The sequence below is a fragment of the Pseudomonas sp. AC252 genome, assembly GCF_979258105.1.
This window is the reverse complement of sequence record NZ_OZ409837.1, coordinates 5,309,212-5,323,038: the sequence shown is the minus strand read 5'-3', so window position 1 is coordinate 5,323,038 and position 13,827 is coordinate 5,309,212. Positions and strand designations below refer to the sequence as shown.

Below are 13,827 nucleotides of genomic sequence, written 5' to 3'. Positions count from 1 at the left end.
TAAATCCCCTCAGCACCCACAGTGCGATTCAATTCGCCGGCCGCTGCGGTTTCACTGATGTGCCAAACGTATTCCCCATCCGCGTACTGGTCGCCGCCGGCGTCGCCAGCCCGACCTGATTCGGCGCGCGCTTGTGCACCGGCACATTCAACGCTTCCATGTTCTTCTGCGCCGCCGCCGCGCCGTCAGGATTGTTACCCATCTGCTGGCTCAGGCAATCGTAATTCGGCGCCTTGTAACCGCCGACCGTGACCTCGACACAGCCCAGCGGCTCCTCCGCCTGCGCCGCGCCCACCGTCATCAGCAAGACCCACATCCACCGCGTTTTCATGTCCGCCTCCTGGCCCGCCCGATTGGGCCGCTCTGGGTTTGAGTCTAGTGCAAGCGCGGGGCAAAACCCGTGATGGTTTTTTTGCACCGCCCGTCATACCAGAGTCATAAATGCCCCGCAGGATAGCGATTTTCAGGGGTGCGCCAGTCGTGCAGCGAGGCAGTTCGCGGATCAGTCTTCAGCGCTCGGCGACGCTTGTGCGCCGCGCGGGTCTGGGGTGGCTGCTCGGTCTGCTGGCCAACGCGGCCAACGCAGATCCGGCAGCGGCGGACATGCGCATGACCTTGCACATCCCGGCGCAGGAGCTGGCCCGGGCGCTGGATCAATACAGCCGCGCCACGGGCGTCGCGGTGTTGGTCGACAGTCAGTTGAGCCGGGGCCGTCGCTCCCTTGCCGTGGATGGCGAATTCACCGCCGCCGACGCTTTGCGCCATCTGCTCGGCGGCACCGGGTTGATGGCGCGTTATGCCCGCGCCGACGCGTTCACCCTGCAAGCGGCGCAGGTGGAAGACCTGCCAGTGCCGACGGACAAACCCACGCCGGCCGCTGTCGCGGTCAACCGCAGTTACGCGACGGCGGTGCAAGCGGCGATCGAGCGCAAGCTGTGCCGTTCGCCGCTGACCCGGCCGGGCAGTTATCGCGCGGTGTTGCAGGTGTGGGTCGGGCGCGACGGCGTGGTGCAGCACAACCGGTTGGTCACTTCGACCGGCGATGTACGGCGCGATAACGCGCTGGTGGAAAGTTTTCGCAACCTCACAATCGATCGGCCGACGCCCAGCGCCTTGCGCCAGCCGGTCACGTTGCTGTTGTTACCGGAGTCGTCAGGGAAACGCATGGAATGCACGAGATGGGAAGGAGTTTCCGGGGGATGAAAGACGCCGGACAAAGCGTGATGGGCCAGCTGTTCCTCAGCTCCTACGAGGATCTTCGCGTGCGCCTGCGCCGCCGCCTCGGCTCCGAGGACCTGGCCAACGACGTGCTGCACGAAACCTGGCTGCGGGTCGATCGCATGGAGACCCCGCCAAACCTGCTCAAGCCCAACGCCTATCTGTATCGCATGGCCCTCAACATCGCCGCCGACCGCCGTCAGGCCGATGCGCGCCTGCTCACCGGCACCGAAATCGAGGAACTGCTGCAACTGAGCGACGAAGCCCTCGACCCGGCGCGGGTGGTCGGTGGGCAAAAGGAGATGCAGGCCCTGCTCAGCGCCTTGTACGAACTGCCGGCACGGCGTCGGCGGATCTTCATCGCCGCGCGGCTGGAAGAGGCGCCGCACCTGGAAATCTCCCAGCGTTTCGGCATCTCCACGCGCATGGTCGAAAAGGAAATCAAAGCCGCGTTGGGCTTCTGCGCAGCGAAACTTGAAAGAAAAGTGTTTCAGCGGTTCGGTCGCGGGGCCGGAAAACCGTCTAGCGAATAGTGACCCGATTAATCCGTTGAGAATTTGCGCGTTTGAACATCTTTCGACTGAAACCCGCCGAGCCTTTGGCCACCGAGTCTCTGCACAGCGAAGCCCACGACTGGCTGATCCTGCTGACCTCGGGCCGTGCCACCGTCGCCGACGCCCGCGCCCTGCGCGAATGGTGCGCGCGAAGCGGCGAACATGCCCGGGCCTTCGAAGAAGCCAAGCGGCTATGGCATCACCTGCAACCGGCCGCCGAAGCCGTGCAGGGCCGACGCGGCTTCGGTCGACGGGCATTTCTCGGCGGCGCGATTGCCGCATCCGCCGCATTCCTGCTGGTGCGCGGGACGATTCCCGGTGGCTTCGAAGGACTGGGCGCCGACTACATCACCGAAGTCGGCCAGCAGCGCCGGGTCGAACCGGCGCAAGGCGTCAGCCTCGAACTCAACACCCAAACCCGCATCAACCAGCGCAGCGTCGAAAACGGCGTGCAGGGCTTCGAACTGGTCAGCGGCGAAGTCGAAGTGCAAACCGCACGCTTGCCGCTGGCGATGCAGGCCGGAGCAGGGTGGTTGCGCGCCAGTCAGGCCCGCTTCAACCTGCGCAACACCGACCAGCAAGTCTGCGTGACCTGCCTCGACGGCGCGGTCGACGTCGCCATCGAAGGCCGCAACCTGCGCCTCGAAGCCGGCCAGCAAATCACCTACGACGCACGGCAAATCGGCAACGTACAAACCGTCGACACCGCCGCCGTAATGAACTGGCGCCAACAAGTGCTGGTGTTCAACGGCGCGACCCTTAGCCAGATGATCGACGAAATCAACCGCTACCGCCCCGGCATGCTCCTGCTGCTCAACCGCGAACTCGGCCAACGCCGCGTCCAGGCCCGCTTCAACCTCGACCAACTCGCCGGCGTCGCCCTGCTGATCCGCGATGCCTACGGCGTCAAATGCACCGAACTGCCGGGCGGCGTGGTCGTCCTCAGCTAACCGCCTGCCACACACAGATCCCCTGTGGGAGCGAGCCTGCTCGCGAAGGCGGTTTCCCAGCCGACCAATATCTTCCGGTCGCACTCGAACCCTGCGGGAGCTGGCTTGCCAGCGATGACGTCTAACAGCCACCCAACCTGCAACTGACCGCCCCCAACCCAACTGTGGGAGCGAGCCTGCTCGCGAAAGCGGTTTCCCAGCTGACCAATATCTTCCGGTCGCACTCGAACCCTGTGGGAGCTGGCTTGCCAGCGATGACGGCCTAACAGCCCACCAACCTGCAACTGACCGCCCCCAACCCAACTGTGGGAGCGAGCCTGCTTGCGAAAGCGGTTTCCCAGCCGACCAATATCTTCCGGTCGCACTCGATCCCTGTGGGAGCTGGCTTGCCAGCGATGACGGCCTAACAGCCACCCAACCTGCAACTGACCGCCCCCAACCCAATTGTGGGAGCGAGCTTGCTCGCGAAAGCGGTCTACCATCTGACCAATATCTTCCGGTCGCACTCGAACCCTGTGGGAGCTGGCTTGCCAGCGATGACGGCCTAACAGCCAGCCAACCTGCAACTCACCGCCCCCAACCCAATTGTGGGAGCGAGCCTGCTCGCGAAAGCGGTCTACCAGTAACAACAATATTGACTGACCCACCGCAATCGCGAGCAGGCTCACTCCTACAAAAGCCCTGCGGTGATCCCGGCTATTGCAACAACCCAATCACCTGCCGATACCGCTCAACCCCCTGCGCCGTCTGCCGGCTCAAACGAATCTCCAACCCCAACGGATCCTCCCGCCGATTGCCGCTCAACTGCCGCCAGCCCTTGTCCACCTCCCAAACCCGCACCTGCACATCACTCACCTCACTCAACACCGCAACCCCATTCCCAGGCGCCGGCAACGGATAGCGATTGCGCGCCTCAGCCACCGCCCGATACAACGTGTCGCCCTTGACCCACCAGCGAACCCGCTGCAACGCCCCCGGCTGATCCGCCGCGCTACGAATAATGTCCAGCCGAAACCCCTTGCTGTCGCTACTGCGCACCGTCACCGACGGCGGCGCGGTCGGCGCCTCATCCTCAGCCCCGACCTTGCGCGGCTCGCTCAACTCCACCCCCGCGCGCATGTCCACATCCCGCTGCAACTGATTCAACACCCGCAACAACCCATCGCTCTGCTCACTGCTCGCCTGCAAATGACTGTCCGCCCGCGTCACACTGTCCAGCCCGCGCCAGGCAATCAGACTCACCACCGCCATCAGCAGAATCGCGACCATCACCTCAATCAGAGTGAACCCTTGCTGAGTCTTCATTGAATACTGATCCGCCCAGTGCCATCGCGCAGCACACTCAGCCGATTGGCCCCATCCGACAAAATCAGCCGCAACGGCGGATTGATCCACTCGGCATTCAGCACCACCGTCTGCCGCGGCTCCACACGCACCTCGACCTTCGGGCTCTGCCACACACGCGGGCGCAACTGCGCATCCTCCTTGAACGACTCAAACCCCACGCCACCCTCACCACGCCGCCCAAAGCGAAACCCCTTGGCATCCGCCACCCACACAATCGGCCGCCCATCCGCGCGAGCCTCGGCCTGCGCCACCTGCAACAACTGCGCAACCCGCTCGGCATCCTTGCGCAACAACTGCAACGGATCGGGCTTGATACTCAAACTGATCGCCGCACTGGCAATCCCGATGATCACCAGCACCACCATCAACTCGATCAACGTAAAACCTTGCTGCCTGCTCATCACCCACGCGCTCCTTGGCGTCCCACCCCATCGTGCCCGGCGAACATGTAAGGCATGTGAAATAAAACGGAGAGAATTGCCGCGTAGGCTGGCAACAGGGACAACAAGGAGCGACAACCCATGAAATTCACCGCACGGATTACCCCGGCGCAAACCGTCCAGGCCCTGGCCCTGCTCGCCGCCCTGGTGGGCGTCGCGACATGGTCGTCGCTGCTGCTGACCACGGCGGAATCCCACACACCCGCAGCCGCCCCGCAAGTGCTCGCGGCGAGGAGCGATAGCCCGGCGTTGCAGTGGTTCTCCAATGAGACCGCACCGGTGGATATCAAGGTGAGCGGGGTGATCGCGGGCGGGAGTGGGACGGTGGCGATATTGAGTTTGAATGATGGCGCGCCGAGGAGTTTTTTGGTGGGGGAGAAGGTTGGGGTTGGGGTGAAGTTGGTGGGGGTTGAGGGGGAGGGTGTGGTGATTGAGCGAGGGGGGAGAGGGTGCGGTTGGGGGTGGAGAGGTTGGGGGAGGGGGTGGAGTTGCCGAGGCTGATCCGGCCGGAATTGTAGAGTGGGAAATAGGGACAACCCCGAGGTCTTGGCGTTTGCTTTTACCCAAAAACCAACAGCTGTGTTTGTCCGCTATCGGCCAATAGCGGTCCTTTGAAAGCGTCTACGGAAGAAGGACCGATTCACTCTGTACCAATTTTGCGCCAATCTGCCCAACGATACTGATCACGCCCGCTTGAAGCCCAACAAGGCGACTGTTATGTTGTCAAAATGGCATCATCGCCCAATATTCCAATCTCAAATGAAAAAGCACATGGACGCGGCAGAATTCAAAACACTCATTCGCAATACGTCTGCAAGTGAATTCGTGCAGACTAAGGTTCTCATAAGAGACTGCCCCCACTTCACTGAGGAACAGCTCAAGCACGTCCAAAAAACTATATCCGAAGCAACTGGCGTACAGATAAAGGATGACGAAATTTTTGTTGTAGGTTCAGCGAAGCTTGGGTTCGGCTTACACGCAAAAACCACAAGCGAAGGAAATATTCTGCCGGCCTTTCGGCCTTTTGACGCTGAGTCGGATATAGATATCGCCTTTGCATCTGCCGAATTATTCGATCTCGTTTGGCATGAACTCACCTCATTTGCTCACACACAGTCAAGATTTCCCGCAAAGATAAATAGACTAGGTGACTACTTGGTCTATGGATGGTTAAGACCTGACCATTTCCCCAAAGGTATAAGGCTTCTAAACTTTGATCGCTGGAATGATAAAGTCCGATCCCTTAAACGAGACAGGCTTCTAGGGAGAAGAAAAATTAGCGGCGCTCTTTATCGAAATGTAGAATTTATTACCAAATACCAAGAGCGCGGAATCAACGCCTGTAAAAAATCCCTGGAGCTAGCATGAGAACTTCTTCAACGAACAAGAAAGTCAGAGAGCTAATTACTCTTGTCAAGAGCGAAACAATAATTCCTCGACCAGAATTTCAACGCCGATTAGTATGGTCAAGAGAGGATAAAAACCACTTTATCGATAGCGTTCTAAACGGCTTTCCATTTCCTGAGATTTACCTTGCAGATGGTGATGTGGATCTTGATAGCGGCGAAGGATCTCAGCTGTTGGTCGATGGTCTACAGCGTATCAGTACATTGGTTCAGTATTTCGATGGCGACTCATCCTTGCGCCTCACTACTGTTCCTCCTTACGCCGATCTTAGCGAAACACAAAAAAGAGACTTCCTGCAATACGATGTATCAGTCCGAGACCTAGGCAATATTAGTAAAGCCCAGATTGTTGAAGCGTTCAAAAGACTAAACGCAACGAAGTATTCACTACTCGATATAGAAGTGAATAACGCAATTTACAGCGGAAAACTAAAGAAATTTGCTGAAGAATTGGCAGTCACCGATTTTTTTGTCGGCCACAATATTTTCAACGCGCTCGACTTCAAACGGATGGGCGATCTTAGATTTACGCTAACCATGATAGGAACGATGATAGAGGGCTATTTCAATCGAGACGATGCATTTGAAGAGCTTCTCAGTCGCTACAATGATGACTTTCTTATCGAAGACGAGATTAAACTGAGATTTGAGAGAGTCAGAAATTTTATTGATGAACTTGCGCTCAGCGATAAGTGCCGCGCTTGGAAGAAGGCAGACCTACTCAGCTTGATAATTGAGCTAGATCATATTCTGGAGAATGAGAACCCTGAATTAAATCCTTCAGACGCAGTGGAACGACTGACAGATTTTTACGACACTGTGGAATCATCAGCAATCAACGAGCCGACCATCCATTCAATATATTACAAAGCAGCGCTTCAAGCTTCTAACGACCGTATCAATCGTCTCCGTCGAGGCATTATTATCCACGGTGTTCTTTTGAATGATGAAGCAGAACACATTATGACGGATCTGCGTAATCAGGGCCTTTAACATTCACTTTCATGATCCTCGCGGCGCAGTTCAATTACCTTGCCTTCATCGGGTTTTGATCTTGAGTCCTCTCAGGCCGCGTGAGCCCACCAAAAACGGCGCTTTCGCGCTTCGCCGTTGGCGTACAGTGGGCTCAAGCGGCCTCCCATATGCCCTAATTTTGCCCTAAACAGCAATGGCGGCTCTCAGCCTGAAGCGGTCGTTCGCAAGCGGCAGCTATCGGCCATAAGCTGTCAGTCCTGGCTGTCAGCTTTCGGCAGAAAGTAGTCATTTCAAAGCGTCTATCTGTGGCATCGTTCTAGAGGTAACTAGTGCTAAATACCCGCAAGCCATATGTGCGGTGATTGAAGAGGTGGCTAAGTGGCTTTCCGAGACTGGAGTGTCGCTGCAAGCGCAATGAGGAGGAAAACTGGTACTGGCCACATCTCAATGCTTAAACTGACTAATGACACTCTAAGAACTCAATAAAACGTCTCCGATAGTATTTGTTACAAGAGTGAGGATTCGCATGGATGACATCAGAAAGCTGGCTGCAGAAATTGAACAGCATAATTTTATGTTGGCCGCTCTTCATCATAAATCGGCAAGGAAGTGCGCCTCGGAGAAATTAAAAGAATACAATCTTGACGATCGAATAATAGATGCGTGGGAATCGGTTGGGAAATCTGTAATAAGTTTATACTCGGCTTGCCGAGCTGTGGATATTGCTGAGAAAACCTCTGGAGCCTGCTCTTTAGCAGAAAGAAAAATAAAAGTTTGCATTTATGAGCAGTTAGGCAAAAAAATTAAGTTAACCAACAAAGGAATATTTGGTCGCGGAACTGCATCGCACGAAAAGAACTCAGTTGAAATTATCAACTCCCTTACCAATCAGCTAACTGGATCCATTCAGTACAATTTCGGCTATACAAGATTAAATGATGAGTTCATTGATAAACTATTGTCACTAGAGTCAATAGATATAGCCCCGGAAAAGGATAGCAAGACAAAACTACAAGAATATTGTCAACGTGTTGGCAGGAAGTTGCCCAGTTACACTCTACTCGAGGAAGAAGGCCCTGCTCACTCACGACATTTTAAAGTCAAGGTGGAAGCTCTAAACGTTCAATGTGAAGGTGCGGGGCCGTCTAAGCGACTAGCTGAACTCCAAGCCGCAGAGCGTTTTATTGAAGAGCACTCCATACGAGTGCAGCGAAATAAGAAGTCAGTAAATGCAAAAAAACAAGTTGATTATATCTCAATAGCAAAGTTAATGCCGCCACCGATCAATTCTCGTAAAATTAAATTGATTTTAGAGAAGCTAAAGCTGCCCATCTGGTCTGCGCCACTAGTTGGCCTGGCGTTAACTCATCGCAGCTACAGTTCGGCAAGTAAAAACTCGATTTTGGGTAAGAACAATACTGTTTTGTCATTTCTGGGAGCCAGTGTTATTGAGTGGGTTGCGTTCGATGCGGTTGTTAGAAATCTCAGCTTGGATGATCTTTCAAAAGCTGGAGGGATTCGAGAGGTAGTTAGGGCTGTAGTTAATGAGCGTAGTATTAGTAAGATTTACGAAGAGCTTCTAACTCTTGACATGCTTTTATTAGGGGGTGGAGAAAAAACTTAACTCAAGCGACTAAGTGTGAATTTGTTCAAGCGTTGTTCGGTGTGATTTTCTTGGTTGAGGAAAGAGAATTAGAGTCTGCAGAAACGTTAATTAGCAACGTGCCTATATTTTTAGATCACTTTGTAACCAAGCCTAAAAATATGAACTTGTCTCGCGATGAGGTTGTTCCGGTTAAATCAATATTTCAAGAAAAGTGCCAAATTCTTGGTTTGAAAGTTAAATTTCAAACCGATGTATTATTTCGCGATCAACAGCGGAGCGCAGCGCCGAACATCATCATTAAATCAGATTATCTTGATAGAGCTCTCAATATCCAAGGGGATACGCAGTTTTCAAAAAAGAACGAGGGAACACCAAACGTTGTACTAGAGTCGGAACTCGCCCGAAGCAATAAAAGCATATTTGACGTAGTTTTATTCAATGAGGTCGCTCCTGTACTTGGGGGTAGCCAATACCATTATATAAAGTGGCTTATTCAGCACTCCATTAGCTTGGCAAGAAATGCTGGAGGAAAAAGTGAGTCGTTGAGGATTTCCAAACTCATAAATAGAAACTTTCTAGCCGTAAATCTTATAAGAAAAATGAGCTTTACAGGTTTTGAGCGCTTTATTGAGTTGATAAGTAAATTTATTGATCTAGAAGCTGACTTGAATAAAGCTGGGCTAATAAAGTATTACGGGCATGCTGGCAGGAGTTTGGCATCAAACAAAAACAGTAGTTTGTCGAAAACCATCAAAGATCTTGAATTGGAGTTCTCTGAAGCCGATCCTCTTGAAGAATCGCACGATATACGAAAAGGGAGAGCTTTTAAAAATTTAATTTCTGAAGCAACAATTGCTCGATTAAAAGGCGGAGATATAGCCGTTACCAGTATTGGAGAAATTGTTGAAGAACTCAAACTTCTTCGGCGAGGTGGCGCAAATATAATCAGCAAGGCTGATTCCCTTGCTGAAGTCTTTGAGGTCGATGGGGCCCACTTGTGTCTGCTCGACATTTTTTTCAAAGCTGTGGACGCCAAGGATGATGCTATTGTTGTTGAATTTGATATTGATAATGGCGATCTACGTGTAGAAATTAAAGGTCTTACACGAAGTGAGCAAGAGCCTGTGCTTTCGTCTCCAATATTGTCCGACTTAAAGATTATACTCGGTGTCACTAAAATAGTTTCATCTGAAGACGCTATTGTAATCTTCATAGGGTCGCTTGCAACAAGTGTTTCTAGAAAAATATCCTTGGAGCTATGGTGGCAATACTATTTTAAGGACCCTTTTGAGGCGGCTGCAAATGACCGAATCTCTTCTATATTGCACGATGTAAAGAATAGCATATTGGGCTACTGTTTTACGTCTGAGTACGCTAGAAATAAAAGCAAAGGGCGAGAACGGTACTTGCTTGCTGCGGATGCTAGCGGCCACTTGGATAAAGCTAAGGTTGCGCTAAATATCGCAAAGAATCTGTCCAAGGAAACTGGTTCAGCAACCATTGCTTCCGTAAAAGTAAGTGTATTCATCAAGACGTTGATAAGCGAGTTGTGGTCGTGGGTTCCTAGTTCGATTAATTTAATTTTTTCACCATGCGATTCGAAAGTTGAGATCTACACTGACGAGCTTCGCTTGCGGGCGTTAATAAGTAATCTTGTCAAAAACTCTGTAGAAGCGATGAATGGTACCGGGAGCATCTACATTTCATACAGCATAGAAGAGACGTTGGAAGGCATGGAGTTCGTTATATCTGATGCTGGTCCTGGATTCAAAGCAGAACAACTAGTCGCGCTGGAGAATGGTATTCCACTTAAAACATCAAAAAAAATGGTCATGGCATAGGTCTCATGGCAGTAATGTTAACGACTAAGGACCTAGGTGGGAGTATAGTATTTTCGAATGCTGAAAATGGAGGAGGCGCTGTTAAATTATGGATTCCTTCAATACACCAAAATGACGAGCAGAGTGGTGGGTACAATTTATGATAAATATTCTTTGGGCTGACGACCAACAGGAAGTGATTGCTAGCATAGTGCGAATTCTAGGGCTGGACGATGTGGATTTTGAATTCACTAATGATGGCGAAGATGCGCTGCTCAAGATGCAAAAAAAGTTTATGACCTCGTGCTTATTGACTTGGCCATGCCTCCAGGCCGTTGGGGGGATTATGGCTGTTGCAAAAAATTAATGAATTAAAACTCAACCTTCCCTCAATAGTTGTCTCTGGAGAAGGCAGTCAAGCTGAGACAATCAAGGCTCTCCGATTAGGGGCCGTCGATTATGTCACAAAGGAGAATCTGATAACGGAGCTTCCACAACAGCTGAAACGCGCTTTAGATAATAATGCAGAAAAACATGCGAGCTTGACGTCTATTATTAAAGGCGGTGAAACAGATGTTGTCGAATTTAAATCAACCTTAAGAATAAACCTGCGAACCGGTGTTAAAGATCGTGAGATGGAGCTTTCGGTCCTTAAAACGATAGCCGGGTTTTTCAACTCTTCAGGGGGGACGTTGTTGGTAGGGGTTAACGACGAAGGAGAAGTGCTCGGTATTGATGGCGACCTATTTCCCAATAATGATAAATTTCAACTTCATTTTTGGAATATTTTCAGGGAGGCGATTGGTTCTGAGTTTTCTGAATTTGTCAGGTCGGATGTAATAAAAGTTGATGATAAATTTGTGTTTTCTCTGAGCTGTCTTCCGAGTAATCGACCCGTATTTCTGAAGTGGAAAGTCGCAGGTCAAAGTAAGAATGATGAGCTATTTTATGTGAGAATAGGCCCCCAAACAGATTTGCTCGGTATAAGGCAGGCGATAGCATATATCGAAGATCATTTTTAAGTAAAGGGGAGGTATCTATGCTTAAGAATTGATGCCTCCCAGTATTTAAGTTTGTTAATTTAGTATCGCCTTACTACTCCATGAAAATCTCAATACTAGTACTTTTCGAATCTGATGACTGGTGCAAGATTCGGTACCACGCGTTCAAGATCTGCGGAATTTGAGCGAATAGGTTGACGAATTTGCCTGTAGCGTAAAAATCGGGCGCCGTGATAGCGCAGAGTCATTACGAGAGACTGATTTTGGCCGGTCGCGGTCAGTTGCGAATGTACGCTTCTGGCCGGTAGCGGCCCGTCGTGCGAACGTCCGCTATTGGCCGAAAGCTGCCGCTCTCAAGGGTTAAAAGTCAGCCTGACAGGCCGATACGGGGCACATCTGTCCCGCCAGACGTGGCGCAATTGCGCCTCATAAACACAAATGTTTAAAAAGACATCTCCAGTCACGCTCCCAGGCTACATATCCTTGCGCCTTTGCCTACAGCTACGCCAGAATCCGCCGGCTTGTGCGCCTAGGGGGCGGGTTCTATTGTGGTGCGGTCGCTGACGAATCAGCGATCGGATTTGACCGTCCGCCCAATATCAAGGCGCGCCAGCGTTCTGCACCTGTTCAGGCATTGTCTGAAATTCTGTTGCGGTGGCTGTGCGTGGGACACCTTCGGGTGTGCCGGATTCCTTGATGTCCGGTCGGTCAACCCGCGTACAGCTGCCACCCTGTTTGTTTGACCGCGAACAGTGGCGGCTCCAGTCATCAAGGAGCTTCACCATGATCAAACCAACACCCAACCCGCCCGAAACCGATCCCACGTCTCCCTACGAATCCCTCGATTCCAACAAGCTCCACGAAGCCGCTGACCGCGCGCTCGATCATTACCTGTCTCCAAACAATCTCCTGCCGCCGCCACGTAAGGCGCGTGGGATGTATGCGGTGACGGCGGATACCAAGAATGAAGAACTGCTGGCGGATGCGAGTGAAACGCTTGCTTCGGCGAAGACGATTGCTCAGGACATTTCCAGTTTGCTGCCAGCGCCGCAGCGGCGGGCGTTGTTGGGGGTTGCTCAACTGATCATGCTGGGGGAGCTGGCGGTGAATCGGGTGATGGATAATTTGGAGGTGGCGGGGTGATGTCGTTGGCCTTGATCCGGCGCTGGGCCTTGGGATTTTAGGTGCGGCAGAAAAGCCCCTCACCCCAGCCCTCTCCCGGAGGGAGAGGGAGCCGACCGAGGTGTCTTGCGTTGTGCATCGACCTGGACGAGCGTGTTGATTATGGATTTTTGATGCTTATGCACCGCAGCAGAAGAGCCCCTCACCCCAGCCCTCTCCCGGAGGGAGAGGGAGCCGACCGAGGTGTTTTGCGTTATACATCGACCTGGAAGACCTTAGCGGCTATGGCTTTGCTGGGCTTCAGCAATGCTGGATTCAGAGCGATGCGTTCAGGTCGGCGTATCTCTGGAACATCCCCGAATCGGTTCCCTCTCCCTCGGGAGAGGGCTAGGGTGAGGGGCTTCCTGGCCGTGGCAACAGGGTCTCCAGTCTGGCCAACGGCGGCGCATCCTGGTTGCGATCAAATACTTGGATTCCAATCCTGAGCAGCCGTCCATTTTCTGCGCTGGCGATCACCTGTTCGCAGCGCAACATAAGCCGTCCTTGATCACATTCAACAGCCTTCATCCCATTCGGCAACCGACCTTCAAGGCGTAGCTCAGCCATCCGGCTCTGCGCGGCAATCAGGGCAATCGATCGATCCCGCAACACCCCATTACTCTGCGTCATCAACCCCGCGACGCGTACGGCGGCGGACATGGCGACGGCGATGATCGCCAGTGCCACCAGCACTTCAATCAGGGTGAATCCTTCCTCTCGCGTTCGCGCGCGCATACATGGCCCAAAAGCAAAACCCAGCCCTCGACGCTAACCCCCGTCCTTGACGGCTTGACGACGGAAACACCCGAGGATTTTCAACATCCCTGACATATCTTCTTGCAACACTGCGCGTCGAATTCGGATCAAGCCAGGGAATGTCGAGATGGATATCGCACCTTTGAAAACGCTCAGTCAGTCGCCGCGCATGCCACGTGGGCAGCAGGGTTTTACCTTGATCGAGATCATGGTGGTGGTGGTGATTCTGGGGATTCTGGCGGCGATGGTGGTGCCCAAGGTGCTCGACCGGCCGGATCAGGCGCGGGCGACGGCGGCGAAGCAGGATATTGGCGGGTTGATGCAGGCGTTGAAGTTGTATCGCCTCGATCACGGCACGTATCCGAGCATGAATCAGGGGCTGAAGGTGTTGGTCGAGCGGCCGGCGGATGCGAAGAACAGTAACTGGCGTTCGTATCTGGAGCGTTTGCCGAATGACCCGTGGGGCCGGCCTTATCAGTACCTCAACCCGGGCGCGAATGGCGAGGTCGATATCTTTTCCCTCGGCGCCGATGGCCAGCCTGACGGCGATGGCGTGAATGCCGATATCGGTTCCTGGCAGTTGTAAGGCCGGC

At 53.1% G+C, this 13,827-nt stretch carries 14 protein-coding genes and 1 pseudogene; 11 read left to right on the top strand and 4 right to left on the bottom strand.

The window, feature by feature from the left end; genetic code table 11:
- Nucleotides 1–28: 28 nt before the first annotated feature.
- Nucleotides 29–331 (bottom strand): hypothetical protein, encoded by a 303-nt coding sequence (locus tag ACZZZ4_RS24130; protein WP_041480100.1) that lies wholly within the window; start codon nucleotides 329–331, stop codon nucleotides 29–31.
- A gap of 149 nt (nucleotides 332–480) precedes the next feature.
- Between ACZZZ4_RS24130 and ACZZZ4_RS24125 the strand changes: the two genes are divergently transcribed.
- The 3 genes from ACZZZ4_RS24125 to ACZZZ4_RS24115 are packed head-to-tail and all read left to right on the top strand — an operon-like array spanning nucleotide 481 to nucleotide 2,722.
- Complete coding sequence (locus tag ACZZZ4_RS24125) at nucleotides 481–1,203, top strand: secretin and TonB N-terminal domain-containing protein (protein WP_323164840.1); 723 nt, start codon at nucleotides 481–483, stop codon at nucleotides 1,201–1,203.
- The gene (locus tag ACZZZ4_RS24120) at nucleotides 1,200–1,751 is read left to right on the top strand and encodes an RNA polymerase sigma factor (protein WP_463548989.1); all 552 of its coding nucleotides are present in this window, start codon (nucleotides 1,200–1,202) and stop codon (nucleotides 1,749–1,751) included. Before ACZZZ4_RS24125 ends, ACZZZ4_RS24120 begins: the two co-directional genes overlap by 4 nt.
- Nucleotides 1,752–1,783: 32 nt before the next feature.
- Complete coding sequence (locus ACZZZ4_RS24115) at nucleotides 1,784–2,722, top strand: FecR family protein (RefSeq protein ID WP_463548988.1); 939 nt, start codon at nucleotides 1,784–1,786, stop codon at nucleotides 2,720–2,722.
- 696 nt (nucleotides 2,723–3,418) lie between these two features.
- Here ACZZZ4_RS24115 and ACZZZ4_RS24110 read toward each other — a convergent pair.
- Nucleotides 3,419–4,027, bottom strand: a complete 609-nt coding sequence (locus tag ACZZZ4_RS24110; RefSeq protein ID WP_463548987.1) for a prepilin-type N-terminal cleavage/methylation domain-containing protein — start codon at nucleotides 4,025–4,027, stop codon at nucleotides 3,419–3,421.
- Nucleotides 4,024–4,470 carry a GspH/FimT family pseudopilin gene (locus ACZZZ4_RS24105; RefSeq protein ID WP_463548986.1) on the bottom strand — a complete coding sequence of 149 codons (447 nt, stop codon included), beginning with the start codon at nucleotides 4,468–4,470 and terminating at the stop codon, nucleotides 4,024–4,026. The genes ACZZZ4_RS24110 and ACZZZ4_RS24105 overlap by 4 nt, the downstream gene beginning before the upstream one ends.
- A 120-nt stretch (nucleotides 4,471–4,590) precedes the next feature.
- On the opposite strand from ACZZZ4_RS24105, the pseudogene ACZZZ4_RS24100 reads away from it, so the two are divergent.
- From ACZZZ4_RS24100 to ACZZZ4_RS24070, 7 genes and pseudogenes are all read left to right on the top strand, one after another.
- Nucleotides 4,591–5,027, top strand: a pseudogene (locus ACZZZ4_RS24100) (type II secretion system protein N).
- A gap of 253 nt (nucleotides 5,028–5,280) precedes the next feature.
- Nucleotides 5,281–5,877 carry a hypothetical protein gene (locus tag ACZZZ4_RS24095; RefSeq protein WP_463548985.1) on the top strand — a complete coding sequence of 199 codons (597 nt, stop codon included), beginning with the start codon at nucleotides 5,281–5,283 and terminating at the stop codon, nucleotides 5,875–5,877.
- Nucleotides 5,874–6,908 carry a DUF262 domain-containing protein gene (locus ACZZZ4_RS24090; RefSeq protein ID WP_463548984.1) on the top strand — a complete coding sequence of 345 codons (1,035 nt, stop codon included), beginning with the start codon at nucleotides 5,874–5,876 and terminating at the stop codon, nucleotides 6,906–6,908. The genes ACZZZ4_RS24095 and ACZZZ4_RS24090 overlap by 4 nt, the downstream gene beginning before the upstream one ends.
- A 508-nt stretch (nucleotides 6,909–7,416) precedes the next feature.
- Nucleotides 7,417–8,514 (top strand): putative dsRNA-binding protein, encoded by a 1,098-nt coding sequence (locus tag ACZZZ4_RS24085; protein ID WP_463548983.1) that lies wholly within the window; start codon nucleotides 7,417–7,419, stop codon nucleotides 8,512–8,514.
- A 41-nt stretch (nucleotides 8,515–8,555) separates the two neighbouring features.
- Nucleotides 8,556–10,337 carry a sensor histidine kinase gene (locus ACZZZ4_RS24080; RefSeq protein ID WP_463548982.1) on the top strand — a complete coding sequence of 594 codons (1,782 nt, stop codon included), beginning with the start codon at nucleotides 8,556–8,558 and terminating at the stop codon, nucleotides 10,335–10,337.
- 332 nt (nucleotides 10,338–10,669) lie between these two features.
- Nucleotides 10,670–11,338, top strand: a complete 669-nt coding sequence (locus ACZZZ4_RS24075) for an AlbA family DNA-binding domain-containing protein (RefSeq protein ID WP_463548981.1) — start codon at nucleotides 10,670–10,672, stop codon at nucleotides 11,336–11,338.
- Between the two features lie 762 nt (nucleotides 11,339–12,100).
- Complete coding sequence (locus ACZZZ4_RS24070) at nucleotides 12,101–12,460, top strand: DUF6124 family protein (RefSeq protein ID WP_016774969.1); 360 nt, start codon at nucleotides 12,101–12,103, stop codon at nucleotides 12,458–12,460.
- 366 nt (nucleotides 12,461–12,826) lie between these two features.
- Here ACZZZ4_RS24070 and gspI read toward each other — a convergent pair whose 3' ends face one another.
- Complete coding sequence (gspI, locus tag ACZZZ4_RS24065; RefSeq protein WP_463548980.1) at nucleotides 12,827–13,213, bottom strand: type II secretion system minor pseudopilin GspI; 387 nt, start codon at nucleotides 13,211–13,213, stop codon at nucleotides 12,827–12,829.
- 148 nt (nucleotides 13,214–13,361) lie between these two features.
- Here gspI and gspG point away from each other — a divergent pair, with 148 nt between their 5' ends.
- Entirely contained in the window at nucleotides 13,362–13,820 is a 459-nt protein-coding gene (gene gspG / locus ACZZZ4_RS24060; RefSeq protein WP_056789534.1) for a type II secretion system major pseudopilin GspG, read from the top strand.
- The last annotated feature ends 7 nt before the right edge of the window (nucleotides 13,821–13,827 follow it).

What these genes read in the sequence shown, in the direction of transcription:
- ACZZZ4_RS24130 (WP_041480100.1), bottom strand. Translation starts at nt 331, where the DNA reads ATGAAAACGCGGTGGATGTGGGTCTTGCTGATGACGGTGGGCGCGGCG.
- ACZZZ4_RS24120 (WP_463548989.1), top strand. Translation starts at nt 1,200, where the DNA reads ATGAAAGACGCCGGACAAAGCGTGATGGGCCAGCTGTTCCTCAGCTCC.
- ACZZZ4_RS24110 (WP_463548987.1), bottom strand. Translation starts at nt 4,027, where the DNA reads ATGAAGACTCAGCAAGGGTTCACTCTGATTGAGGTGATGGTCGCGATT.
- ACZZZ4_RS24105 (WP_463548986.1), bottom strand. Translation starts at nt 4,470, where the DNA reads ATGAGCAGGCAGCAAGGTTTTACGTTGATCGAGTTGATGGTGGTGCTG.
- ACZZZ4_RS24095 (WP_463548985.1), top strand. Translation starts at nt 5,281, where the DNA reads ATGGACGCGGCAGAATTCAAAACACTCATTCGCAATACGTCTGCAAGT.
- ACZZZ4_RS24090 (WP_463548984.1), top strand. Translation starts at nt 5,874, where the DNA reads ATGAGAACTTCTTCAACGAACAAGAAAGTCAGAGAGCTAATTACTCTT.
- ACZZZ4_RS24085 (WP_463548983.1), top strand. Translation starts at nt 7,417, where the DNA reads ATGGATGACATCAGAAAGCTGGCTGCAGAAATTGAACAGCATAATTTT.
- ACZZZ4_RS24070 (WP_016774969.1), top strand. Translation starts at nt 12,101, where the DNA reads ATGATCAAACCAACACCCAACCCGCCCGAAACCGATCCCACGTCTCCC.
- gspI (WP_463548980.1), bottom strand. Translation starts at nt 13,213, where the DNA reads ATGCGCGCGCGAACGCGAGAGGAAGGATTCACCCTGATTGAAGTGCTG.
- gspG (WP_056789534.1), top strand. Translation starts at nt 13,362, where the DNA reads ATGGATATCGCACCTTTGAAAACGCTCAGTCAGTCGCCGCGCATGCCA.